Annotated in this window: 25 protein-coding genes; 11 read left to right on the forward strand and 14 right to left on the reverse strand. The window is 41.5% G+C overall.

Annotation, left to right across the window (positions count from 1 at the left end; genetic code table 11):
• Positions 1-140: 140 nt before the first annotated feature.
• A complete protein-coding gene (locus tag ACCM36_RS08665) occupies positions 141-2,753 on the reverse strand; it encodes a tetratricopeptide repeat protein (protein ID WP_370573357.1) in 2,613 nt (870 codons plus the stop codon).
• Between the two features lie 460 nt (positions 2,754-3,213).
• Between ACCM36_RS08665 and ACCM36_RS08670 the strand changes: the two genes are divergently transcribed.
• Both ACCM36_RS08670 and ACCM36_RS08675 read left to right on the forward strand, forming a co-directional pair.
• The gene (locus ACCM36_RS08670; protein ID WP_370573358.1) at positions 3,214-4,068 is read left to right on the forward strand and encodes a PHP domain-containing protein; all 855 of its coding nucleotides are present in this window, start codon (positions 3,214-3,216) and stop codon (positions 4,066-4,068) included.
• A gap of 203 nt (positions 4,069-4,271) precedes the next feature.
• A complete protein-coding gene (locus tag ACCM36_RS08675; RefSeq protein ID WP_370573359.1) occupies positions 4,272-4,592 on the forward strand; it encodes a hypothetical protein in 321 nt (106 codons plus the stop codon).
• 61 nt (positions 4,593-4,653) lie between these two features.
• Here the strand turns inward: ACCM36_RS08675 and ACCM36_RS08680 are convergent, their stop codons facing one another.
• Genes ACCM36_RS08680 through ACCM36_RS08690 form a run of 3 tightly spaced genes read right to left on the reverse strand, consistent with a single transcriptional unit; the run spans position 4,654 to position 6,529 of the window.
• A complete protein-coding gene (locus ACCM36_RS08680; protein WP_370573360.1) occupies positions 4,654-5,421 on the reverse strand; it encodes a nitrilase-related carbon-nitrogen hydrolase in 768 nt (255 codons plus the stop codon).
• An 11-nt stretch (positions 5,422-5,432) separates the two neighbouring features.
• Positions 5,433-5,861, reverse strand: coding sequence for a tRNA (N6-threonylcarbamoyladenosine(37)-N6)-methyltransferase TrmO (gene tsaA / locus ACCM36_RS08685; RefSeq protein WP_370573361.1), 429 nt, complete (start codon positions 5,859-5,861; stop codon positions 5,433-5,435).
• Positions 5,862-5,920: 59 nt separating this feature from the next.
• Positions 5,921-6,529, reverse strand: a complete 609-nt coding sequence (locus ACCM36_RS08690; protein WP_370573362.1) for a hypothetical protein — start codon at positions 6,527-6,529, stop codon at positions 5,921-5,923.
• A gap of 211 nt (positions 6,530-6,740) precedes the next feature.
• Between ACCM36_RS08690 and ACCM36_RS08695 the strand changes: the two genes are divergently transcribed.
• The 4 genes from ACCM36_RS08695 to ACCM36_RS08710 all read left to right on the forward strand — a co-directional run bounded on the left by ACCM36_RS08695 (position 6,741) and on the right by ACCM36_RS08710 (position 9,784).
• Positions 6,741-7,790, forward strand: a complete 1,050-nt coding sequence (locus tag ACCM36_RS08695; protein ID WP_370573363.1) for a deoxyhypusine synthase — start codon at positions 6,741-6,743, stop codon at positions 7,788-7,790.
• 150 nt (positions 7,791-7,940) lie between these two features.
• Positions 7,941-8,450 carry an ArsR family transcriptional regulator gene (locus ACCM36_RS08700; RefSeq protein WP_370573364.1) on the forward strand — a complete coding sequence of 170 codons (510 nt, stop codon included), beginning with the start codon at positions 7,941-7,943 and terminating at the stop codon, positions 8,448-8,450.
• Positions 8,447-9,235: a MarR family transcriptional regulator gene (locus tag ACCM36_RS08705; protein ID WP_370573365.1), complete on the forward strand. Its 789-nt coding sequence runs from the start codon at positions 8,447-8,449 to the stop codon at positions 9,233-9,235. Before ACCM36_RS08700 ends, ACCM36_RS08705 begins: the two co-directional genes overlap by 4 nt.
• Before the next feature lie 18 nt (positions 9,236-9,253).
• On the forward strand, positions 9,254-9,784 hold the full coding sequence (locus tag ACCM36_RS08710) for a metallophosphoesterase (protein WP_370573366.1): 531 nt from the start codon (positions 9,254-9,256) through the stop codon (positions 9,782-9,784).
• Between the two features lie 6 nt (positions 9,785-9,790).
• On the opposite strand, the gene ACCM36_RS08715 is transcribed toward ACCM36_RS08710, so the two are convergent.
• The 3 genes from ACCM36_RS08715 to ACCM36_RS08725 form a co-directional block, all read right to left on the reverse strand.
• A complete protein-coding gene (locus tag ACCM36_RS08715; protein WP_370573367.1) occupies positions 9,791-10,024 on the reverse strand; it encodes a hypothetical protein in 234 nt (77 codons plus the stop codon).
• Between the two features lie 103 nt (positions 10,025-10,127).
• Positions 10,128-10,694, reverse strand: coding sequence for an RPA family protein (locus ACCM36_RS08720; protein ID WP_370573368.1), 567 nt, complete (start codon positions 10,692-10,694; stop codon positions 10,128-10,130).
• Positions 10,695-11,942, reverse strand: coding sequence for a replication protein A (locus tag ACCM36_RS08725; protein WP_370573369.1), 1,248 nt, complete (start codon positions 11,940-11,942; stop codon positions 10,695-10,697).
• A 255-nt stretch (positions 11,943-12,197) separates the two neighbouring features.
• Here ACCM36_RS08725 and ACCM36_RS08730 point away from each other — a divergent pair, with 255 nt between their 5' ends.
• Together ACCM36_RS08730 and ACCM36_RS08735 are read left to right on the forward strand one after the other, a co-directional pair.
• A complete protein-coding gene (locus ACCM36_RS08730) occupies positions 12,198-14,426 on the forward strand; it encodes an amino acid permease (RefSeq protein ID WP_370573370.1) in 2,229 nt (742 codons plus the stop codon).
• 170 nt (positions 14,427-14,596) lie between these two features.
• Positions 14,597-15,520 carry an aldolase gene (locus ACCM36_RS08735; protein ID WP_370573371.1) on the forward strand — a complete coding sequence of 308 codons (924 nt, stop codon included), beginning with the start codon at positions 14,597-14,599 and terminating at the stop codon, positions 15,518-15,520.
• A 60-nt stretch (positions 15,521-15,580) separates the two neighbouring features.
• Here ACCM36_RS08735 and ACCM36_RS08740 read toward each other — a convergent pair whose 3' ends face one another.
• Positions 15,581-16,171 (reverse strand): hypothetical protein, encoded by a 591-nt coding sequence (locus ACCM36_RS08740; RefSeq protein ID WP_370573372.1) that lies wholly within the window; start codon positions 16,169-16,171, stop codon positions 15,581-15,583.
• 153 nt (positions 16,172-16,324) lie between these two features.
• On the opposite strand from ACCM36_RS08740, the gene ACCM36_RS08745 reads away from it, so the two are divergent.
• Positions 16,325-16,645, forward strand: a complete 321-nt coding sequence (locus ACCM36_RS08745) for a hypothetical protein (protein ID WP_370573373.1) — start codon at positions 16,325-16,327, stop codon at positions 16,643-16,645.
• A gap of 8 nt (positions 16,646-16,653) precedes the next feature.
• Here ACCM36_RS08745 and ACCM36_RS08750 read toward each other — a convergent pair whose 3' ends face one another.
• Together ACCM36_RS08750 and ACCM36_RS08755 are read right to left on the reverse strand one after the other, a co-directional pair.
• Positions 16,654-17,529, reverse strand: coding sequence for an RPA family protein (locus ACCM36_RS08750; protein WP_370573374.1), 876 nt, complete (start codon positions 17,527-17,529; stop codon positions 16,654-16,656).
• Positions 17,529-18,833: a Single-stranded DNA binding protein gene (locus tag ACCM36_RS08755; protein ID WP_370573375.1), complete on the reverse strand. Its 1,305-nt coding sequence runs from the start codon at positions 18,831-18,833 to the stop codon at positions 17,529-17,531. Before ACCM36_RS08755 ends, ACCM36_RS08750 begins: the two co-directional genes overlap by 1 nt.
• A 178-nt stretch (positions 18,834-19,011) precedes the next feature.
• Between ACCM36_RS08755 and ACCM36_RS08760 the strand changes: the two genes are divergently transcribed.
• Complete coding sequence (locus tag ACCM36_RS08760; protein ID WP_370573376.1) at positions 19,012-19,455, forward strand: flavodoxin domain-containing protein; 444 nt, start codon at positions 19,012-19,014, stop codon at positions 19,453-19,455.
• 224 nt (positions 19,456-19,679) lie between these two features.
• Positions 19,680-19,904, forward strand: coding sequence for a histone family protein (locus ACCM36_RS08765; protein ID WP_333787649.1), 225 nt, complete (start codon positions 19,680-19,682; stop codon positions 19,902-19,904).
• A gap of 20 nt (positions 19,905-19,924) precedes the next feature.
• Here ACCM36_RS08765 and ACCM36_RS08770 read toward each other — a convergent pair whose 3' ends face one another.
• The 4 genes from ACCM36_RS08770 to ACCM36_RS08785 form a co-directional block, all read right to left on the reverse strand.
• Positions 19,925-20,431 (reverse strand): COG2426 family protein, encoded by a 507-nt coding sequence (locus tag ACCM36_RS08770; protein ID WP_370573377.1) that lies wholly within the window; start codon positions 20,429-20,431, stop codon positions 19,925-19,927.
• A gap of 1 nt (position 20,432) precedes the next feature.
• Entirely contained in the window at positions 20,433-21,389 is a 957-nt protein-coding gene (locus tag ACCM36_RS08775) for a replication factor C small subunit (RefSeq protein WP_370573380.1), read from the reverse strand.
• Between the two features lie 130 nt (positions 21,390-21,519).
• Positions 21,520-21,858 (reverse strand): DUF4870 domain-containing protein, encoded by a 339-nt coding sequence (locus ACCM36_RS08780; protein ID WP_370573378.1) that lies wholly within the window; start codon positions 21,856-21,858, stop codon positions 21,520-21,522.
• A partial coding sequence (locus ACCM36_RS08785; RefSeq protein WP_370573379.1) for a 4Fe-4S binding protein occupies positions 21,855-22,076 on the reverse strand: 222 nt, incomplete at its 5' end. The genes ACCM36_RS08780 and ACCM36_RS08785, both read right to left, overlap by 4 nt.

Consider the following 22,076-nt stretch of genomic DNA (forward strand, 5'->3'; position numbering starts at 1 on the left):
CCGGGATTTATAACTACCGGTGCTCTATCCATCCCTCAATGAACGGAATCGTCATAGTGGAGTAATTAAATAAATTAAAAATAGAAGAAAAAGAGAAAAGCACTTTTAATAAGATGTGAGAAAAGAGGCAAGGAATTAACTCAAGCCTCACCCATTCTCAGTTTTTTCGCGTTATCGTTCATCCACTTAGCATCGTCGCGCCTGCCCATGCGCTCCAGTACAGCTCCCAGATTTTCCATGGTGAGTGCTGCATATTCATTATATGAGGTGTCATTTGGATTAACACCTGTAACGTCCATATACATCTGCAAAGCGGATTGGTACATGTGCTTTGCATCCTCCAGCCTATCCATATTTGCAAAGAGCGTGCCCATATTGTCCAGAGTACAGGCCGCATGCACCATATGCTCTGAGTTATCAGGCTCCTGATCAAGAAGATAGTTATAGATCCTCAAAGCATCCTCAAGCATCTGCTTTGCCTCTTCTTTCCTCCCCATCCTGGCAAGCATAGTACCCATATTGTTCATGGCTACAGCAGCCTTTCCGGCATGTTTGTAAGAAGATTCCAGCTGATAAAGCAATTCATACTTATCAAGTGCCTGATTAAGAAGCTCGTAAGCATCAGTTTTTCTATCCAGACTTGCCAGCAATGAAGCCTGATGGTCCAAAGAATTTGCAAGTTCTTCCACAAGCCCCGCATCCTGGGGATCAAGTTCGCACATCAGAGAATAGCTCTTACATATCCTCTCCTGACAATGCAGCTCCTTTTCCTTGTCACCGATAGTCGGCAAGAGAGCTGAAAGATCCTTCAGGACAATATACATGCCTTTGAGGTGATGCTTATTGCCCGGCATGGTCATTAGAAGGAGATAATTGTCAAGAGCCTGTCCTAACCTCTGTCTTGCTTCATCTACATAACCAGTGTCAAGTAACACTTTTCCCATCTCTTTTTCAATGGCTGCAAGGTTACGCCTATGTTCAGAGTTCAAAGGCTCGATGTCCGCAAGCACAACATATCCTTTGACAAGGAACTCCATGTCCTTCAGAATACTACCTGACCTTTTGTTCAGGTGCATATCAGCTTCAAGTTTTCCCAGTACACCTGCAGCTTTTTTAAGCAAACTTTCTCTTGAATTATCAGCAGAGTATATCTCCAGATATAGATCAAAGGCCTGTTCATATCTTCCTTTATCGAGTGCCAGGTCGGCTAATCTTTCCTGTGTATCCATAATGATCCCATTATCTGCGATAGTTTCAGGTTCAGGGGCTTCCTCTTTGAGGGCCTCGGTCATCTCGCAAGAAACGCTTTCAGGTTCATCAGCATCTGTGATGCAAGACATATTTGCTTCTATCAGATCTGATAGCTTAGCTATTTCTGATGAATGATCGCCTGTATTTGTAAGCTCTGTATATAGGTCTATAGCTTCTGTAAGTTTACTTATGGCAATCTCTTTTTTTCCACCATTCAATTGTGCCCGGCCAAGGGCCTCTATTATCCTTGCCTTGCACAACAGACCTTCGGGAGCACTGTTGAACTCGCGGAGTTTACTGTGCATTCCAAGCAGCATTTCAAACAACTCAGTATCCCCATAATCCAAATTTTCAGACAACTGTTCACATATTTGGATTAGAGAAGAGTAGCCCAGATCAATGGTCTGCAGATCTTTTTCCTCAGAGGACAATGATATGAGCTCTATGCCCTCTTCCAGTTTCCCAAGACCTTCAGCCACCCTCTCCTGTGAAACTAACAGTTTTCCAAGGTTAAGTTTTATGGAGATAATAATTGAATATGAATTAAATGGCTCCTTTGAGCCCTGTATATCTTTTAGAATTTCCAGTGCTTCTTCGTATCTGGTTATAGCTTCATTTTCCTTGTGCATTCCTTCAAGAAGACCTGCCATGGAACTAAGGACTTCAGCGCATTTCATACTCATTTCTGCATTTTCTGGCTGGAGCTTTGTAAGTTCACCATACATCTGCACCAGTGATGTGTAACTTTGCAATGCTTCTTCCTTTCTGTTCAGAGATACTAGCAAATGAGCCATCCTGTTAAGAACTAAAACAACTCTTGCCTGGTAAATCTCTGTCATATGACCCTGATCAAGCAGCGAGAAATAGATATTAAGTACATTTTCAAGCTTTTCCCTTGCCTTCTCAAGTTCTCCATTTTCGATAAGCAGATTGGCAAGGTTTTCCAGTACCATGGCTTTTTTTTCAAAGCAATGGGTATAATTCTCAGCAGCACATTGCTTATCATCCAGCATCTTCAGTGCTTTTTCGAATTTCCATTGTGCTTCAGCCCCCTGACCCATGTCTGCCAGAAGTGCACCCAGGTTGTTCAGAGTAGAGATCATGTTGGAGCGTATCTGCACATTCTTTGGGTTTCCCCTGCGAAGTTCCCGGTAAAGTATAATGGCCTTCTCGTAATTTGCTCTTCCTTCTTCTTTTTTACCCCTGTCCACAAGCATGGACCCAAATTTGCTGAGGGTAGTGGCTAATTGCTCTTTGAACGAAGGATTAGCTTCAACAAGCCGTTCTAACTTTTCAACTGCAAGAGAATACTGCTCAAAAGCTTCTTCCTCATCACCCATGATCTCCAGCAGTTCTCCAAGGTTCTGCATGACTGTAGCCAGAAGAGCTGGAGACGAAGCGCCCCATGAATGTTCTTCTGCCTTTTTGAGATCCTCAAGTGCTTCTGCATGAAGGCCTTTCTCCTTCAAAGATACCCCTTTATTGAGGTATCTTATCGCCATATCTCTTTCTCTGCTAGACATATCTATTCTTTTAGCGTTTATCTTTATAAAATCAAGTCATACTATAAGTATTCTATTGAATGTCACATACGATAATGTGAGATCCATATGCCTATGGACTTTTTTCCTTTAAGTATATGTGACCTGTGGTGAGTTTTATATAGTAACTTTATTATATTAATGTGTGGACATGCGGAGGAAAAAAACGTGAGCAAAAACTATCCGATGAACACTAATCCAGTTTTAGAACTTTATAAGAACTGTAACCTAATTTTTGCTTCGAACTTTTGGGTTCAATCTTATTACAGTTATCTGCATAGAAAGCCTACCAATGGTGTGGAGTAAAGATCAACATAGTCTATACATCTTCCTATATTTCATTTACATAAAGTTCATTATAGCCAGCTGTAAAAATCAATACGAGTGAGGTGTTATTATCCAAATTATTTCAGATATGCACATGCATACTATCTATTCGGATGGGGATCTGTATCCTTCAGAATTAGTTACAAAAGCAAGAGATATGGGACTAAAGGCCATTAGTGTCACTGACCATGATACGATAGATGGTCTTGAGTCCGTTGAACGAGAGTGCAAAAAAATGGGGTTACAATTTATTCCGGGTATAGAGTTCACAACCAACTTTGACCCCCTTGGAATTGAAATACATGTACTTGGCTACGGCTTTGACCAGAATGATCCTTATCTCCAGAAGAAGCTGGAGATAACAAAAAAGCGTGCATGGAAATATGCAGATGAACTGGTTGATTTGCTGTCTTCCCATGGCTGGCTAGTGGATTATTCACGTCTTGAAGCTGCAAAAGGCATCATCACAAAACATGATATTGCACTTGCAGTTGTCAACAGAGATATGTCTACTTACGAATTCCATGATCTATGGCTTACTGAGAAGTCCAAGTACTTTATAGACGTGGAGAAGTTCCAGATAGAAGAAGCTATTGATATCATCCACAAGGCAGGAGGAATAGCAGTGGGGGCACACTTGATCCGCACACTTGACCAGTATAACAGCCTGCCATTGCTTGCTGACGTGGTGGACCATTTTGTAGAATGTGGCATAGATGGCTTTGAAGTATTCTATGGAAAGAGCAGTTGGCAACAAGTCAGGTCTATGCTGGAGCTATGCCGTACATATGGCCTGCTCACGACAGGAGGTTCCGACTACCATGGTCCGGGAAGGACTGGCAGGTGCCCATTGGGAAGTTACAATTTACATAATTTCTATTATGATCAGGAAAAACTTCTTAAAATGCTCTCCAAATCACCCATACCTGCCTCAGAATCAACAGTATAGAGCAGACTGCTGATCGTATGAATGATATCTGCATTGTTTGCAGAATCACTTCTTTTATCAATATTCTTATTTCCATTTTGACCTGGAAAATTAGTTGCTGATTATTTTTGTAAATGTTACTTAAAAGTTATATTGTAGTATCCCCAAAGACTAAGATTAATATACAGCTGTTTGATAATTGACTACAACAGAGAGTTGATAACGTGCCTTCAAATGTTACAGTGAATTCCAGAATATGCGGATTTGTACATAAGGTTCATGGAAAATTGGAAGGAAAGAATATCATCATTGATATCGAAACCCCCTGTGAGAAGATCAAGAAGATGTCGCACATGGAAATCCCTATGATGGAAACAATGGACATCAAAGATAACTATGTGATGAACAAAGCCCAGGAATTGCAGTGCACACCCATCTGCCTGGTCCCCTGTGCTGTGTTGCACGTCTGCAGGATGGAAGCTGGAATGCTTTCCAAAACCCTGGCCCGTAAAATGGGAGATGTGAGCATCGAGTTCGAAGAATGATCTTACGACCTGAGATCGTCTGCTTGTATGAGATTAAAAAGGTAGTAATAACTATCAACTATCAGTAAAGATCTGCACGCCTGTCTGGGAAAACTGGAATATCTGATCTTACCTTACCAGTATTTTCAGTATCTATTGTATGCATGATGATACATTCTTTATCATCGGCCTCTGCAAGCACATCACCTGCTGCACCAATGATGATGGACCCGCCGAAGAAGGAGGAAGCGGGAGAAGAGCCTACCAGGTTGCAGGCTATATGTGGCATCTGATTCTCAATGGACCGGGCTAGGGCAAGGGCCCTCCATACATGTTTCCGGGGATTTGGGAACTGGGCTACAGTAACCAGCAGGTCGGCACCTTCAAGAGCCAGTTTCCTGCCGACTTCAGGAAAGCGTAATTCGTAACATATCTCCAGTCCGATAGTAATACCATATTTTTCAAGGACTATGGGATGTATGCTACTTCCAGCTGCAAAATAATTTTTTTCCTGCTTGAAAAGATGAGATTTGCGATAAACACCTGCAAGCTTTCCATGCTCCACACAGAAACCCAGATTATAGTAGGCAGGAACACTTGCCCGGAACTGAGCTTCGATGATAGAGCCTATAATAACGCATTCCCTTCTCTTAGATAACTCAAGAAGTTTACTTATGGTGAGGCATGGAGCTTCTTCTGCCATATCACTGATTCCTTCATAGCAAAAACCGGTAGAGAACACCTCCGGGAGTACGATGATATCTGCCCCGGACACCACAGCCTTTTCTGCCATGGCCATAGCTTTCGTTAAATTGTCTTGTTTAGAACAGTGTGTCACTTCCATTTGCACGCATGCTACATTTATGCAGGTCGTACCCCATCACCTACCACATCAGTTTCGATGAACGGTTTTATATCGAGCACCGGAGTACCATCAATAGCATCCAGCCCTCTGACGGTAAGTACATTTTCCTGAACCGCTAGTAATTCCACCAATGTAAGCCCTATCCCATTCGGTCTTTTAGGTGACCTGGAAGCAAAAACACCTGAAATCTTACCATCATAGCGGCGTTTTTGTATAAGTTTGTAGTCTTCTGAGCGATCAAAATAGAATAACACATATATTTTGGAAAAATCGCTTATACCTTTAAGGCCATCCTGTAGTTGTTCTTCCAAGACGATTTGTGATATCGAAGAATACATATTCTCATCAAAAACTGCTTCTTTGAACTCATTATGTACGCATCCTATGGACCTCATTTGAATAAGTTCATTCTGGTTAGCATCCAAACTATCACCTGTATCTGAGATGTTATGACGATGGTCAAGACAAATAGTATCAGATGAAATCAAATCTCACCAAGTTTTGTTTGCTTTGTCTTTGGAGTAAGCCCAGTGGTGTCCACAAGATCCTTGATCATTTCCAGCAACACCATATTTGCCATAGAAACAAGTTTCATATCTTCTATCTTTATTTCATATGCAGGATCATTTGCAGGTATAGGGATCCGTGTGATCTCACTGCGGTAGAGTTTCAGGTTCTCGTCCCTTGAAACAGTTACCACACATGTGGAAGATTCCAAGCAATTAGTAACATTCTTGCTATTAATACCAAGATGCAAAAGCTCTTCCCTGAACACGGGTCGCTTGAAAAGTTTAGAGATGATGCAGACGACAAGAGGAAGACGTATTTCCATATCCAGATGTTTTATATGATCGCCTATAATGGAATAAATATCTGTGGACTTTTCCTGGCAATCCAGACGTTTGTATACCTTGGAAGGGGGAACTTCAATCTCCTGCAATTTTTTAAGATCACGCAGAGCCCGCAGGTATCCTGTCAATACCAGCCTGTGTTCAACGAATCCTTTGTCCTTAAGCTCCCTGGTGATGGCGCTTATGGATAATTGCCTATCTTCAAGCACATCATTTATCTTCTCATTAAGATTCTGGGGCATGGTATCTGACTGATTGGTAACAGAATTGGATATATTTATCGGTCTGCAAAAGAATAGAATAAAGAACTATGATTTATCAGCCGAAGGTTATGCTTAATTACGATGGTGCACATGATATATTTTCCAAAAGATGTGTTTCTCTGATCACTACTGCTAATTGAATTGTAGGTATATCGGAGTTTCATGATTCTGTCCATTTAGAGGTGTAAGGATGGAACAACATAAAATCAATGTTTTCACTCAAAACCCAACAAGACCTTTAGATGTCACTAACAGGTCTATAGGTCAGCTACTGGATGGAATGCTATATACTGGATTCCAAGGCAGAAAACTTGCCGAATCTGTGCAAGCTTGGGACAATATGCTCAAAGAAGAAGACCTTACCGTCATGATGGGGCTTACAGGTGCCATGGTGCCAGCAGGCATGAGAAAGGTGTTAGTGCATCTTATAAAGAATAGGATGATCGACTGCCTGGTGAGCACAGGGGCAAATCTGTTCCATGATTGTCACGAAGCTATGGGAAAGAAACATTATGTGGGCTCTCACCTCGCCAATGATGAAGAACTGTTCAAGCATGGAGTGGACCGAATATACGATGTTTTCGCATTTGAGGAAGAGTTCAGGCATACCGATCATCTGATAGCAGATTTTGCCCAGGCACTTCATGGCAAGAGAATGTCCTCAAGGGAATTCATAGGCATGCTTGGAAAGAAAATATGCGAAGAGGGCAATGGTGATGAATCAATAGTAGGGAGTGCTTACAAATATGGCGTACCCATATTTGTGCCTGCTCTGGGAGACAGTTCCATTGGAATAGGATTGACCATTGCAAGAAGAGAAGGATTTGATGTTGATGTGGACCAGATAAAAGATGTGGACGAAATAACCCGAATCGTGGAGATGTCTGGTAAGACCGGAGTTGTTTATGTAGGCGGAGGAGTTCCCAAGAACTTCATACAGCAGACAGAAATTGTGGCTTCCATAATGGGTGCAGATATCGCAGGACACGATTATGCGATACAATATACCACAGATGTCCCTCATTGGGGTGGTCTTTCAGGTTGCACTTTTGACGAGGCCGTATCTTGGGGCAAGATAGCTGCAGGTGCTAAAAAAGTTCAGGTCTTCGTGGATGCGACCATTGCACTTCCCATTGTAGCCCATGCACTGCATGAGAAGAACTCGCATGATAAAAGAAAATTCCCACTATTCTTTTGGCAGAAAAATGGAGAACTGAATATCGATTTTAAGACATTCTGAAATCACAACACCTTTATTAAGATTAAGGAACATATATTGTTGACAAAAAGTGTTCTGATGGATTAACTGAATTTTTGGATTGCGTGTACTTGTGAGTTTCGAGATGTAACTGGTGGCGATCCATATGAGGTACATTCAGAGGTTAATGCTATGAATAAACGGACAAGAATAATTAATGATCCTTCCGAACTTGTACCACTCCTCCAGATTTTTGGGTCTAAGCGGCATAAAAAGGTATTCGATGCCCTCTTAAACTTATGGATGACAAAAGATGAACTTGAGGAAACATTGGGAACGGATGTTGCGCAGAGTATAAAGATCCTTAAAAAAAGTGGTTTGATCGAAAGCCAGTGGCATATGCCTGAACCTGGCAAGACACCGCAAAAAGAATATCATAGTTCTTATTCCAAAGTCCAGACTAATTTTCAGTGTTCTGTGGAAGATATGAGCGATATTATAATGCTGACGTTCAAGCCTTATGAAGAAGTGAAGGATGTTATAGAAGAACTCGAAAATCTCGTGGTAGAAGGCAATGAGTCCATGAGCAGTCTGACTAGAGCATTGAACAAAAGTCCGATGTATATCCGTGCTGTTGCACGGCGATCTGATAAACTGGCAGTGATGGGACAGCGCATCAAGGAAGTAGAGGATAAGGAATGATAGAGCTTCTTAGCAGTAAGAGTGGCATAACTAAGTTCCAGATACTTATAGAAGTAGCTGCGCACCAGCCTAACGTACGTCAAAAGGAGATAGCTGAAAAGATAGGCGTAACACCTCAGGCAGTCTCAGAGTACATAAAAGAGCTTGTGGCAGAAGGATTGGTGAATTCCGAAGGAAGAGTGAGGTACAGGATCACAAAACAAGGGGTCGAATGGGTTCTGGAAAATGCTGCCGAAATGAAAAGGTATGCCAGGTTTGTGATGAGCGATATCATCAGTCATGTGTCTACATGGACCGCTATTGCTGAAGAAGACGTAAAGGTTGATCAGGAAGTATATCTTACGATGAGAAATGGTTTGCTCTATGTGAGCACACAGGAGGTTACTAATGCCACTGGCACAACCATTTCCAGTGCATTGGAAGGAGAGGACGTAGGTGTCACTGATCTAATGGGACTTATTGACCTGGAAAATGCGAGCATTACTGTTTGTAAGATACCGCGGGTAGAGAGAGGTGGATCCAAGAATGTTGACATGGAGAGGTTGAAGAACCTTGTCAGATCAAAATCATATCTTGCTACTATCGGGGTTGAATCTCTGATAGCACTTAGAAGGGTAGGAAGGGAACCAGACGTAATGTTCGGAGCAAAGGAATCCGTGATAGAGGCAGCTTTCCATGGTCTGTCCTCATTGGTACTTGCTATTGACGAAGAAGTCCCCGGCATACTCAGCCGCCTTGAAAGTGAGAATCTCGAATATGAACTGGTCGATCTTTCCTTGCATTAAACTTACAGGAGAATGTAATTGAGGATCATAGCTATCTCAGATACACACATTGAAACCGGAGTTATACCAAACTATCTGGCAGATGTACTTGCAGATTATGACCTGATAGCTCATGCAGGCGATTTTACATCTTATGAATGCTACAAGGCTTTCGAAGCAACCGGAAAACTAAAAGCAGTGCATGGCAATGCAGATGATGCTCCGACAAAGCAAGCACTTCCTGAAAAGGTAACTTTTGAAGTAGATGGCATAAAGATAGGTATAGTCCATGAAGGAGCACTGTCTCTGAACGATACTACGGCCCTCAGATACCTTGCCCTGGAAATGGAGGTAGATATACTTGTTTTCGGGCATCTTCACAGACCTTTGATCGAGAAGAGCGATGTACTTCTCATTTGCCCGGGATCACCTACCAAACCCAGAATGTCCGATCCATGCGCAGTGGAAATAGAGATAAATGACGGGAAAGTGTTTAGTAAAATAATTGAGATTGTTGGCCAATCCTGCGACTATATTGAATATTCACGCAAACTTGCAGAAGGGAACTGAGGCACTTTATGGAATGCCGTTGACCGTTTCAATCTTGAACATTACGCCTGTGTCTTTTAATGTCATTTGTACTTTATCCCCGAAATTTACGATCTCATCCATGTCTACATGATTTCCCCAATCATATACATAGTCATAAGAACCCTTCACAGGAGTAAAACCCAGGGACATCAGGCTTCGAGTAACCTCCGAGGGTCTTGCTCCATTACTGCTGAACCAGATCAGAAGATATGTCTTCATATAAACCTATCAAATATTGACTGGTTCATTAATGGTTCTTTTGCTCAAAAACGTGGATAAAAACAAAATATAGAAAAATATACAGGTTGATAAACCTGCAAGATCAATATTCTTCCTTCAAAGATCTAAGAGCTTTCAACACCATGGAAGCATAGTGTTTTGTTTCGGTATTGTAATGTTCTTTTGCCCTTAAAGCATCCGGATGGGACGTAGAAAGGGCTTTCAGCCGGTCCAGTGTGGCTTTAGCGGTATCAAGTACCCAGAGGTCTCTCGTTTCACCATCCACTATGTACATCGATTCCGGTCTGATAGATGTCCGGATCTCCCCTTCTGGTGTAGTATATGTACTGGGCTTGCCAATGATAGCTACAAATTCCGGTGTATCACATTCTGAAAGCACCTGAGCAGCTTCGGGCTGATACTGGCCTGCATATATGAAGAATGAACCGGTTGGGTCAGATACTCGCCCACGCCAGTATTCTGAATCACTACCGATGTCCTCTTTCTCTGTAAGAGTTCCCACTATGAACATCCTGTTTACTTTTGCACCCGTAGGAGTGAACAGGTATTGAGGAGAATACTGGTCATCCCCATCCTTGAAAGTCAGATTGGATTCCCTGAATTCCTGAGCGAATAGCCTTTTGGCAACTTCACGGATGTAGCCTGCCATTTAGAACGCCTCCGCTTCATTTATGAGTTCTGCAAGCAATTTATGATCCAGAATAGATTCCTTTTTTATTGAATCTACGAGTATATACCTGTCAACACGTGGACCTGAAACAGTATAATACTTACCTACAAGCTTTTGTTTCATAGCTTCCAGGACCACACCCTGATCAAGTGCGTCTGCAGCCATAGCTATAGCACCTTCCAGAGTAATGCCTGAGATTTCTTCCGTGATTTCCCTTTTAAGAAGTACGTCCTGAGTAATAGTTCCTGTATCCAGAACAGCTTTCAGACGAAGGTCATATACACCATCCACTTTACCATGCTCCGCACACGCACCTTTTGTTAAAGAGCGATTACATTGAGGACAACGTTTTATGAGCCCAGATCCGGATTGGACATCAACCATTGCAGCCGTAAGAACAGCATCTCTGGCATTAACCTCGATCTCATCGGATATCTCTTCAATTGAACTACTTTTATTAAGAGTTATCTCGAGTTTTCCGTTCCATTCACTGGTCACAGCATTCCGGAAAAGATAGTTTTTTCCTTCTACTAGGTCCGTAGGGATCTCAGCACTTGCCCATTTGATGAACTTGATATTTGCAGTCTCATCACCAATAAGCCCCACCTGGGAAATTGATTCGTTGGTATTTTCCCACAACTGAACAATTTTACCTTTCAGATCGACCCACTTTCCATCCTCGGAAATATCAGCAACCTTTACGAGAGAGGCAACTCCCTTAGGTCTACTTTGGATGTGCATATCATCAGGTATCTCCTCAATAGAACTGCTCTTATTGAGAGTTACCTCCATTTTACTGTTCCACTCACTGGACACAACGTTTTTGAAAATATAAGTTCTTCCTTCTTCAACGGCAGGCACCTCTGCAGCCGCCCAGGAGATGAACTTTATAGTCCCGGTTTCATCTGCCAGCAGCCCTACCTGAGAAATTGATCCATGGGTATTTTCCCATAGCTGAACTACCTTGACCTTTATGTTCACCCATTTACCATCTTCTAAGATGTCTGAAACCTTTGAAAAGGATGTTTCGCCCTGACCGCCATAGAACTTTTCTTTAGGAATACTATACTCCTTTATGAAAAAGTTCACGACACTTCTTTTTGCCTCTTCCTGGGGAACCTTAAATTTTACTATAAGCTTTTCAAGTCTTTCTTCTATCTTTTCAGCCGGGATATCTACACCAAGCTCATGGAACTTGGACTTAATGTCTGTTACAATTGCGTTCATATTCTACCTCAAGCCTCTGGTTTGTTTCTTGTAGAGAGGCAAATATAAGTATTCTGTTCAAGTATAAATACAGACAGTATGCATGGTGAAAGTATTTTTCTTAAAGGAGAAGTCAGTACATATACTGAAAATGGGACATACATGATTCACAAATGAATACAAAAAACACTGAAGATCAGTGCAATATAGATTTTTCGTAACCTATATACATAATCTTTATGCATGTTCAATGTCTATTTGACATGAGGATACTGGATGGTAACGATCAAACCAAAGGAAAGGCTTGGCCGCAGCTTAGGTTTCTTTGAAACTTTTGCTATTGGGACAGGGACCATGATAGGAGCTGGTATATTCATCCTACCTGGCATAGCAATTTCTAACGCAGGTCCCGCAGCTATAATTTCCTTTATTCTTGGCGGATTGATCTCTATGGTTACAGCCATCAGCCTGGCTGAACTGGCAACTGGAATGCCACATGCTGGTGGTAGTTATTATTTTATCAGCAGGACCATGGGAGCAGGATTTGGTGCTGTCATAGGCCTGGGATCATGGCTTGCCCTATTGTTCAAAGGTTCTTTTGCACTTGTCGGTCTGGCAGACTATTTTTTTGTGCTCTTTCCTATACCCATACTGATTACAGCTGTAGTTGCCGGATTACTTCTGTTAGTTATCAACTATTACGGATCAAAGAATAGTGCAACATTTCAGAACTTCATAGTATTGTTCTTACTAATAATATTGACCGTGTTCATTATCAAAGGTTTTTTCATTTTGGACAATGGGAAATTTACACCATTCGTTCCATTTGGAAATAGCTCGATAATTGCGACCACAGGTCTGATATTTATATCGTACCTGGGGATTGTGGAACTGACGGCTATATCAGAAGAAGTAAAAGAGCCTTCCAAAAACATTCCGAGAGCCCTTATCGCTTCAGTTGGAACAGTGACACTAATTTATGTTGGAGTGATGATAGTTATTGCCGGTACCTTGACACCAGAGCAATCTATCTTTACCAATACTCCACTCGTAGACGTAACCGTAATGATTGGAAGTGACATTGGAAAGATAATGATAATCATTGCAGGACTATTTGCTACAGTCTCAACAGCTAATGCTGCTATTCTTTCATCCTCCAGGTTTCCTTTTGCCATGGGAAGAGACAAGTTGATGCCCGAATGGTTTGTTGATATTCATCATAGATATGACACGCCATATAGAGCCATACTCGTTACTGGAATTGTAATGATCTTGCTCGTGCTTGTGTTCAATGTGGAGCAACTCGCAAGATTGGGCGGTACTTTTAATATTTTAATATTTGTCCTTATCAATATATCTGTTATAATCTTAAGGTATAGGTCTTTGGAAGAATATAAACCCACATTCAAAGATCCGTTTTTTCCATATACCCAAATAATTGGGATAGTGGGTAGCCTTATATTGTTACCCTCCATGGGAACATTACCTCTGGTGTTTACATTAGGCATAGTTGCTTTTGGAGGTATCTGGTACAAATATTATGGGGCAGATAAGGCTTTTCCTAAGTACAATCTTTTTGATATGCTAGAGAATAATATCCATCCAGTGCCTGTTGCAGCCGACTCAAAAATGAAGGTACTTGTCCCTATAGCTAATCCGGAACATGAACTTGACCTGCTGCAACTGGCTGATAATATAGGCGATGAGATCATTGGCCTTAATGTTATCAGAATTCCCAACCAGACAAGTCTGACTGCGGCACGGGATGCTTTCCATGCTAACAAGAACATAATGGAAAATATACTAAAAGAAAAGTTCGATGATTTTCCGATAATAGTTGGTCATAAAAGAGAGTACATAATCGCATTTGATCATAGCGTTGCAAATTCAATAATTGAACAAGCAGAAATTGAAAATGTTGATTTCATTGTGATAGGCTGGCATGAAGTAAACAGATTGCACCCTTCCATGGGGAATGTTGCCAATAAAGTGCTTGCGCTTGCAAAGAATAACATAGTTATGCTGAACGGATACTTCCCTAAGAAAATCGAAAAAATAATAGTTGCGTATAACAGTAAAGATAATTCACGTTACGGACTCATTCTGGCCAAAAGGTTATCAAAGAACACGGGAGCAAAAATACATATACTGCGTGTGATTAAGCCGAATGCAGAAGAAGAGAAGAAACGGAAGATCAGATCCGAACTTAAACAAATAATAGAGGATGAAAAAACACAGCTCATCAGCTACGAGGTCAAAGAGCATTATTCTGTAGAAAGTGCCATACTTGGATCCATTGGCCAGGATGATCTGCTGATAATCGGAGATTCAAGCCAGAGATTTAACATATCTTTGCTTGGAATGTTGCCATACAATATAGCCAAACGTTCCAATCGACCTGTATTAATAGTAAAAGGATATAAACCATTATCAAGAGAAGGCATCAGTAATGTTATCATGAAGAAGATCATGAAAATAGCACATCGGAAGAAAGAAGGACAATAAGAACAAACTGTGAAATACCATAACAAATAGTATGTTCTTAACTTGTGGTTACATGGGCAATTGCACATAATGGAAAATAAATAGAACGACCCATGCAAAACAAATTTGAGAGAAATATTCATTATTATAAATACACGTATTAAGCAATGAGAACAAATAAGGTGATGAAAATGATTTCAATCAAACCCTCTGATATTAAAGTGCCATTGGACGTACCCAAAGAGGCTCATGAAACGTATATTGAGAACTACATGGAAATTACAAAGAGCACAGGCAGACTTATGCTCTTTGCCGGTGACCAGAAAGTAGAGCACCTTAATGATGATTTCTATGGAGAAGAGACTGCTGCAGATGATAATAATCCGGAGCATCTTTTCAGGATAGCACATCATGGAAAAATAGGTGTTTTCGCTGCTCAGTTAGGGCTTATTGCCAGATACGGCATGGACTATACAGATGTGCCATATCTTGTGAAGATCAACTCTAAGAGCCATCTAGTCCCAACGAAACAAATGGATCCTTTTAGTAACCAGTGGTATGATGTATCCCAGGTAGCAGAGTTAAGGGACAACAGCAAACTGAAGATACTTGGAGTAGGTTATACCATCTACCTGGGCAGCGAGTATGAGGCGGATATGCTTGCACAGGCAGCACAGATCGTGTACGATGCACACCAGTATGGTATGCTTACAGTACTCTGGATATACCCAAGGGGTGCTGCAGTAACTGATGAGAAGGACCCTCACCTTATTGCCGGCGCAACTGGTGTCGGAGCTTGTCTGAACGCTGATTTCGTGAAAGTGAACTACCCCAAGAAGGAAGGACATTCTTCAGCAGAAATATTCAAGGAAGCTGTACTGGCGGCCGGCCGGACAAAAGTAGTATGTGCCGGAGGATCAAGCGATGAGCCAAAAGCTTTCCTGAAGAAACTTCATGATCAGATACATGTAAGCGGCGCAATGGGCAATGCCACTGGTCGTAACATCCACCAGAAAACACTGGATGAAGCAGTTCGCATGTGTAACGCAATTTATGCCATCACAGTGGAAGATGCCACTGTCGAAGAAGCTCTCATGATATATACGGGAGAATAAAAGGGCTGTAATAGCAGCCTTTATTTTTTAAGAACGAGTAAAAGAATTAACTAGCGGGTTTCAGTTCCCGCCAGAACATTCAAAGTCGAAACCTAGAATGAAGGTGCCTGTTCCATGACTTTGAGGCAATCCCATCCTTTGTTTTAGATATTCATCCGTAGGAGGAGAGGGAGAAGCAAGAGCAACATTGCAGATATGAGGTAATTCCTCTACCTCAGCACATGGTTTAGGCGGTAATACCACAATGAGAGGATCATTCTTGGGATCAATCGACCTGAGCAGATCCTTATCATAGATGACAATATTACCAATGATCAGATTGTCCTTGCAAGATTTTAGCTCATTAATCTTACCCTGATCATCCATGTCCTCTCCCACTACACGATCATGGTGCATGAGCACGACATTAGGGCAACAGGGCCATACATAGTCCATGCTGGTGGTGAATGGAATGACCACATCTTTCTTGAGTACCTCTTTGATGCCGCGATTATCACCCCGGCCAATACCCATAAGCGTCATTTCGTCTGCTTTTTTCTCAAGTTCCTTAATAATTTCCCTGTCCTCTTCAAGAAGGACATAGGTCTCTCCTACACCTTGTATTTCCTTGAGGCGCTGTCGAACCCTTTCGATTATCTCTTCACGTTGCATTATAGTGCCTCCGCTTTGAATAATTGTACCTAAGATGATTGTTAAGTCAATGTTTCATTATTTAAGCATACCGGGTTATCAAACCATGACAATCGCAAAACAGACAACAAAAAGTATATAACCTGTAATTAGTGATTATTACTAGGTGCAATAATGACCGAAGTTAAAGTGAACTCCAGGATATGTGGCTTTACACATAAGATCAGTGGTAAAGTAGAAGGCAAGAACATGATAATAGATATCGAAACTCCTTGCAAGAGAGTAGGATTAGCCTCACATATGGAGATCCCGGTGAAAGAGCTATATGAACCGTTTTACAATGACAACCAGGTATTTCAGAAGGTCAAGGAAGCTAAATGGTGTTCCACCTGCCTTGTACCATGTGGCATAATGCATGTATGCAGGATGGATCTGGGTACAATATCCAAAACTCTGGCAAAGAACTCAGGCAGCATCAGTATTGAATTTGAATGATTATTATATCATATGAGTTTTAGAATACCTAGCTTAGGTTCATAGCACTCTCCTTTGGCAAGGAGAGACCGAACCCCTGCATCTGCTACTTCTTCCGAGATACCCCGTGATTTGACTTTTTCCAGCAAGCAACTATATAGCACACCTTTATTTTTATCAAGTTCTTTAAGGACCTCAATAATTGCATTTTCAGCATGTTCGTTTTGGTTCATCTGCACGCCTGCATTTTCCTTAATGGAAAGCAGGGCTTCGCGCATACTTTGTTTAAACTCGAAGATGTATTTCTCATCTGTACCATAGAATTCAATGGCATCCAGAATAGCTTCACTTGAGTCAGAATCTATCCCTTTTAGTTTCATGGATTCTGCCAGATCTCCTCCATGCATCACAACTGAAAATACTTCACTTAGCAGATCAAGCCTTTTTAATGTCAAGTCTGCCGTCTCTACTACCCATCTGTCCCGTATGGTACTTTCTACATTGTTGATCTCCTCTGGCCTTATAGAGATAAACACCGAACCTTTCTCGGGTTCATATATCCTCGCTTTGCCTACCACAGCAACATAAGACGGCACTTCCACGGTTGACAGAAAGATAGCAGCTTCAGGTTGATATTGACCTGCATATACTATAAAAACTCCAGTTGGATCAGATATACGAGCTCTCCAGAGATCACGCTCTTTTCCGATTTCTGAACCCAGGTTTTCAACTTCTGTGATCACTCCTGCCACAAAGACCCTGTTGATACGCATACCAGTAGGAGATATTAACAGATTCGGAGAATTCATATCAGATGCATCATCACTGGAAACGCTTGTGAGACTCAAAGTAGAATCATTGAACTCTTTTGAGAAAAGCCTCTGGGCTACTTCCCTCTCAGACATTATAAACCATCCTCTGGCAATTTTAACAATAGGTATTCCAGACGGGAAAGAAGATCATCTTCCGGTATCCAGGCAGACCTTGCAACAATGGTTGTACCGAACTCGCTCTTTGATGAATTACCTCTTACAGTGAGATAAGTACCTACCAGATATCTCTTCATACTTTCATAAACAGCATCTTTCGACAGGGACGCCTTCATAATTTCCTCAGCCTCGCCCATAGATCTTCCAAAAACAGTCTCTGAGAGTTCCTTGTTCAACATGATATAGACAGCTCCTGTACCATCGTCAAGTATCGCCTTGATACGCATATCCTTGATACCCGCCACAGTCCCATGTGCTCTGCAAACATTGTTCTGTATAACGCGATTACAAACAGGGCATCTTTCAATTATTCCTGAACCCGGACGCACGGAAATGATATTCCCTGTGACTACCACATCAAAAATACCATCTTTCTCAAGAACAGAGGCTATAGGGATGGGGATTGGTTCATCGGTTATAAGATCCATATTAGAAAAAGGATATTTGTTTTCGGGAAGTACTTCCCATGAAGTCTCATGTGCAAAATTTAAAGATGGAATGCCTCTGAAAAGTCTCACTTGTGCAGCCTTGAAACTAATAGCACTGCCGATGTCCACTTCATCCATGGGTATCCAGGAAGTAAAAGGAAGTTTTCCAGTCTCATCTGCAATGACACCTTCTACAATAATCGTATCTTTGCCTTTGATCTTGACATTTCTATGATACATCTCAGTGACTATGCCCTGTGAGCTTACCAGCATATCTGAAGAATTTATCTCGAGAATCTTTTTGGATTGAGTAAAAAGTTGTTCATTCCTGGGAATGGATGGATCTTCAGGAAGCTTCTCCACGAGAGAACGTTGCCCGAAATTGAGTTCAGGACGATTGTTCCACTGTTTCATATAGGCATTGTGCACCCTGATAATGTCCCCTTCCTTTAAACAAAAGTCATTCCAGGCAGTAAAAAAGCAAACCCCTGTTTCATCTGCGATCTTACCTGAATATAAATTCACGGTTTCGCCCTTAAGAACAAAGCTTTTTTTCTCAACTGATATAATCCTGCCTTTCAAAGTGAAACTCTTTGGTGCCTGGGAAATATCCTTGATTTTAATTTCAGGACTCTCTTTTGAGTTGAATTTATTAAGAACAGTTCGTTTTGCTTCTTCAAGAGGTACACGGAACTTGAGAAGTTTATCGAGTTCGTTTTTTATATCATCGTGCTCTATACCATCAAGCGCCTTTGCCAGCTCTTCAAGATGAGGCGCATATTTGTCATTCATCCATGACCTCCTTGCACCAAGACTTTAGATGCATGATATACCTGATAGGCAATAAACATATCCTGAATATATCCTTCTGGAAAGGTTTATCAGAGAATAATATCCATTTAAAAAGAGGACTTTATTTGAGTATTATTTTTCCACCATAAGTCCTTATGAGAAAACAGGGGATCAGCAAATGATTAAACTTGCAATAGTGTATCTTAGCACCCAGGGAAGCACCCAGATGATGGCAGAGGCTATAGCTGAAGGTGCCAGAGAAAAACATATAGAAGTAAGGGTCGATAACTTTTATGAGTGGGACCCAAAAGATGCTGCCAGCTATGATGGTATAGCTATCGGTTCTTCTACTTTTTATTACAAGATGCTTGAACCTATTTCAAAGTTCCTTGATGCACTAATCGCTGAAGGAATAGATGGAAAAGTAGGTTCTGCCTTTGGCTCTTATGGATGGAGTGGTGAAGCACCCGTGATGATAGCAGAAAAAATGCGAGAAGCTGGTATGAAAGTGGTAGACCCTGTCCTTAGGGTGCAGTATGTTCCGGATGAAAAGGATCTGAAGGAATGCCAGCGTCTGGGAAAGGATATTGCCGAAAAACTGAAAAAACTCAGAAAAAGCTGATAGCATCCTATAATTGATTTTTTAAAACCATTGTGCCACTAAATGACAATTATTGTGGCAATGGTACATTATTTATAGCATATTTGTCTTATTGCACCGTTGTTCAACGCTTAAAGACAATAATCCAGTATAAATCATCGAAGATAACTATTTATAATTTATTTTTGTAATCAAGTACTTAATAGGAATCTAATCAGATATTGGCATATTTAGGAGGATAAAAATTGACGATAATACCACTTGCACCTATAGAAAGGCTTATAAGAAGTGCTGGCTCCCAAAGAGTTAGCGAATCCGCAGCAATGGCCCTTTCTGAGATACTTGAAGAGTATGGACTGGATATTTCAAGAGAAGCGATCAAGCTAGCGGAACATGCAGGAAGAAAAACTGTAAAGTCTGAAGACATCGCCTTGGCAAAAGATATGCTTTCCAAGAAAATGTTCAAATAAATACAGTACAAATTATCCTTTCATAGGAACAGGTTGGACAAGCTTAGACCACCGAGGGTAACTACTGTCACCACCAAACCTGCAATGAGGACGCCTGCAGTTATGGCCACCAGCGCATGTCTGAAACATATTCCAAAGACAAAGGCTGCAGCGCACCCTGACCAGGCACCTGTTGCTGGCAGTGGAATGGCAACGAAGATAGCCAATCCAAGGGTACCATACTTTTCAAAAGTAGCCGAATGGTTATGGTGAGTACGAGTAAAAAGCCAATTGAAGAATTTATCCCATAACCTGAACCTCCTCAAATAGTTAGATACCGGCTCGAGATATAGCAGGAGAGGTATCACTGGTATCATATTACCTATCACCGCAAGAAGATAGGCTTCTGCCGGATGCATTTGATATTGTACTATTGCAATAGGTATCGAACCCCTAAGTTCCGCTACAGGCAGAGAACTTATCAAAATAGTGGCAAGCCAGTGAGGAAAGCTGCCAAAAAGGTTTGTAAGTAGTTGTAGAATGGCCATTCTAATTTCTTCCCCTTAGTGTAAAATGTGCGATCAATGCTTCAAGCTGAATCCTTTCATTGGCTCCTTCGGCGATTCTGAAATCCACTTCCCCTATAACGTCAATGAGTTCAACCATTTTCTCCTGAGGAATAGAAAGATTGAACATGGCCCTGTATATCTGGCCTACTACATCTTCTCCTGAAAGCCCCTGGTCAAGAAGAAGCTCATCCAGATATTTGCGGGCAGCCATGAAATTACCACTAAGGGCAGTGTTTATCAGATCTGTGATCTGTTCAGGACGGGCTGTGGCAGTGATCTTGTAAATGGTGTCTTTGTGCACGACCGGATCAACTAGAGAAGCTGCCTGCAATGCGTTTATTGCCTTGCGCATATCTCCCTGAGCCACATATTTTATGGCTTCCATCCCATCTGTTGCAACTTCAAGTCCTTCATTGCTGGCAACAAAAAGCACACGTTCGGTCACTGCATCATCCGAAAGAGGACGGAACCTGTAAACTGCACACCTTGACTGTATGGGTTCGATGATCTTAGAGGAATAGTTGCAAGAAAGAATGAAACGACAATTATTAGTATAACGCTCCATGGTCCTTCTCAGAGCTGCCTGAGCATCCGAAGTGAGAGCATCGGCCTCATCAAGGAAAATTATCTTAAAATCAGCCCCTCCAATAGGGGATGTCTTAGCAAAGTTCTTAATCTTGGTACGTACAACATCGATTCCCCTTTCATCGGATGCATTTAACTCAGTGAAGTTCTCTCTCCACGAATCTGCAAATAGCTCCTTTGCGATGGAAACAGCAGTAGCAGTCTTGCCTACACCCGGAGGACCCGAAAAAAGCAAGTGTGGAAGGTTTCGACTCTTTACATAGGATTTGAGCCGTTCTATTGCCTCTTTTTGACCGACAATATCATCAAGTCTCATAGGCCTGTATTTTTCTATCCATATCTCTTCTTTAATGATTTACCCTCCCTTGCAGAAAATGCGTAGTGCATAGATAGTGATAGGTATTTTTTAAACTTTCGAAGCCAGCTATGGAAAAAGAGAAAAGTATAAAATTAAAAAGGAGATGTTGTGCAACACAACACCTTTACTTATTCTTGTATACAGAATCATAGGCATATTTGCCAACGAGTGGTATTTTGAACTTTGCTCCCTTGTAGGCCATTATAATGAAAGCCAGCAACAAGAAAAGAGATAAAAATCCTGCAAAGTCCGCAAGTACCCAGCCAATGTAAGGAATCCAGCCAATAAGGAATACGATCAGAGCCAGAGGCATGAATACTAACACTGACTGCATAGCATGGAAACGGACGAACTTATTCTGCCTCTCTATTAAGAGGAAAAGTATGCCTGTGAACCAGAATCCTACATAGCATAACGCTGCAACAACATTCTCGTTCAATCCGACAGATGTTTTGTATGTCATGGTACACCCCTTAGTTCTATTGTATGCTGCGGACATTTCTCTACGCATATGCCACAGGCAGTACATTTACTCTGATCGATCTCAGCCAGGAAATCAGTAACTGTTATTGCTTGCACCGGACAGTTCTTTTCACATATCTTACATGCGATGCAGCCGACAGTACATACAGCCTTTACATCCTTACCCTTATCATGAGAACGGCAGCTCACATGCACCTT

Origin of the sequence: Methanomethylovorans sp. (genome assembly GCF_041305605.1) — an archaeon.
Taxonomy (GTDB): Archaea; Halobacteriota; Methanosarcinia; order Methanosarcinales; family Methanosarcinaceae; genus Methanomethylovorans.

Excerpts from the sequence above, each read along its gene's own strand:
- ACCM36_RS08740 (WP_370573372.1), bottom strand. The coding sequence starts at position 16,171 with ATGCAACGTGAAGAGATAATCGAAAGGGTTCGACAGCGCCTCAAGGAA.
- ACCM36_RS08725 (WP_370573369.1), bottom strand. The coding sequence starts at position 11,942 with ATGAACGCAATTGTAACAGACATTAAGTCCAAGTTCCATGAGCTTGGT.
- ACCM36_RS08715 (WP_370573367.1), bottom strand. The coding sequence starts at position 10,024 with ATGAAGACATATCTTCTGATCTGGTTCAGCAGTAATGGAGCAAGACCC.
- ACCM36_RS08705 (WP_370573365.1), top strand. The coding sequence starts at position 8,447 with ATGATAGAGCTTCTTAGCAGTAAGAGTGGCATAACTAAGTTCCAGATA.
- ACCM36_RS08690 (WP_370573362.1), bottom strand. The coding sequence starts at position 6,529 with ATGCCCCAGAATCTTAATGAGAAGATAAATGATGTGCTTGAAGATAGG.
- ACCM36_RS08735 (WP_370573371.1), top strand. The coding sequence starts at position 14,597 with ATGATTTCAATCAAACCCTCTGATATTAAAGTGCCATTGGACGTACCC.
- ACCM36_RS08665 (WP_370573357.1), bottom strand. The coding sequence starts at position 2,753 with ATGGCGATAAGATACCTCAATAAAGGGGTATCTTTGAAGGAGAAAGGC.
- ACCM36_RS08670 (WP_370573358.1), top strand. The coding sequence starts at position 3,214 with ATGCATACTATCTATTCGGATGGGGATCTGTATCCTTCAGAATTAGTT.
- ACCM36_RS08695 (WP_370573363.1), top strand. The coding sequence starts at position 6,741 with ATGGAACAACATAAAATCAATGTTTTCACTCAAAACCCAACAAGACCT.
- ACCM36_RS08700 (WP_370573364.1), top strand. The coding sequence starts at position 7,941 with ATGAATAAACGGACAAGAATAATTAATGATCCTTCCGAACTTGTACCA.
- ACCM36_RS08720 (WP_370573368.1), bottom strand. The coding sequence starts at position 10,694 with ATGGCAGGCTACATCCGTGAAGTTGCCAAAAGGCTATTCGCTCAGGAA.
- ACCM36_RS08760 (WP_370573376.1), top strand. The coding sequence starts at position 19,012 with ATGATTAAACTTGCAATAGTGTATCTTAGCACCCAGGGAAGCACCCAG.
- ACCM36_RS08730 (WP_370573370.1), top strand. The coding sequence starts at position 12,198 with ATGGTAACGATCAAACCAAAGGAAAGGCTTGGCCGCAGCTTAGGTTTC.
- ACCM36_RS08750 (WP_370573374.1), bottom strand. The coding sequence starts at position 17,529 with ATGTCTGAGAGGGAAGTAGCCCAGAGGCTTTTCTCAAAAGAGTTCAAT.
- ACCM36_RS08755 (WP_370573375.1), bottom strand. The coding sequence starts at position 18,833 with ATGAATGACAAATATGCGCCTCATCTTGAAGAGCTGGCAAAGGCGCTT.
- ACCM36_RS08745 (WP_370573373.1), top strand. The coding sequence starts at position 16,325 with ATGACCGAAGTTAAAGTGAACTCCAGGATATGTGGCTTTACACATAAG.
- ACCM36_RS08780 (WP_370573378.1), bottom strand. The coding sequence starts at position 21,858 with ATGACATACAAAACATCTGTCGGATTGAACGAGAATGTTGTTGCAGCG.
- ACCM36_RS08770 (WP_370573377.1), bottom strand. The coding sequence starts at position 20,431 with ATGGCCATTCTACAACTACTTACAAACCTTTTTGGCAGCTTTCCTCAC.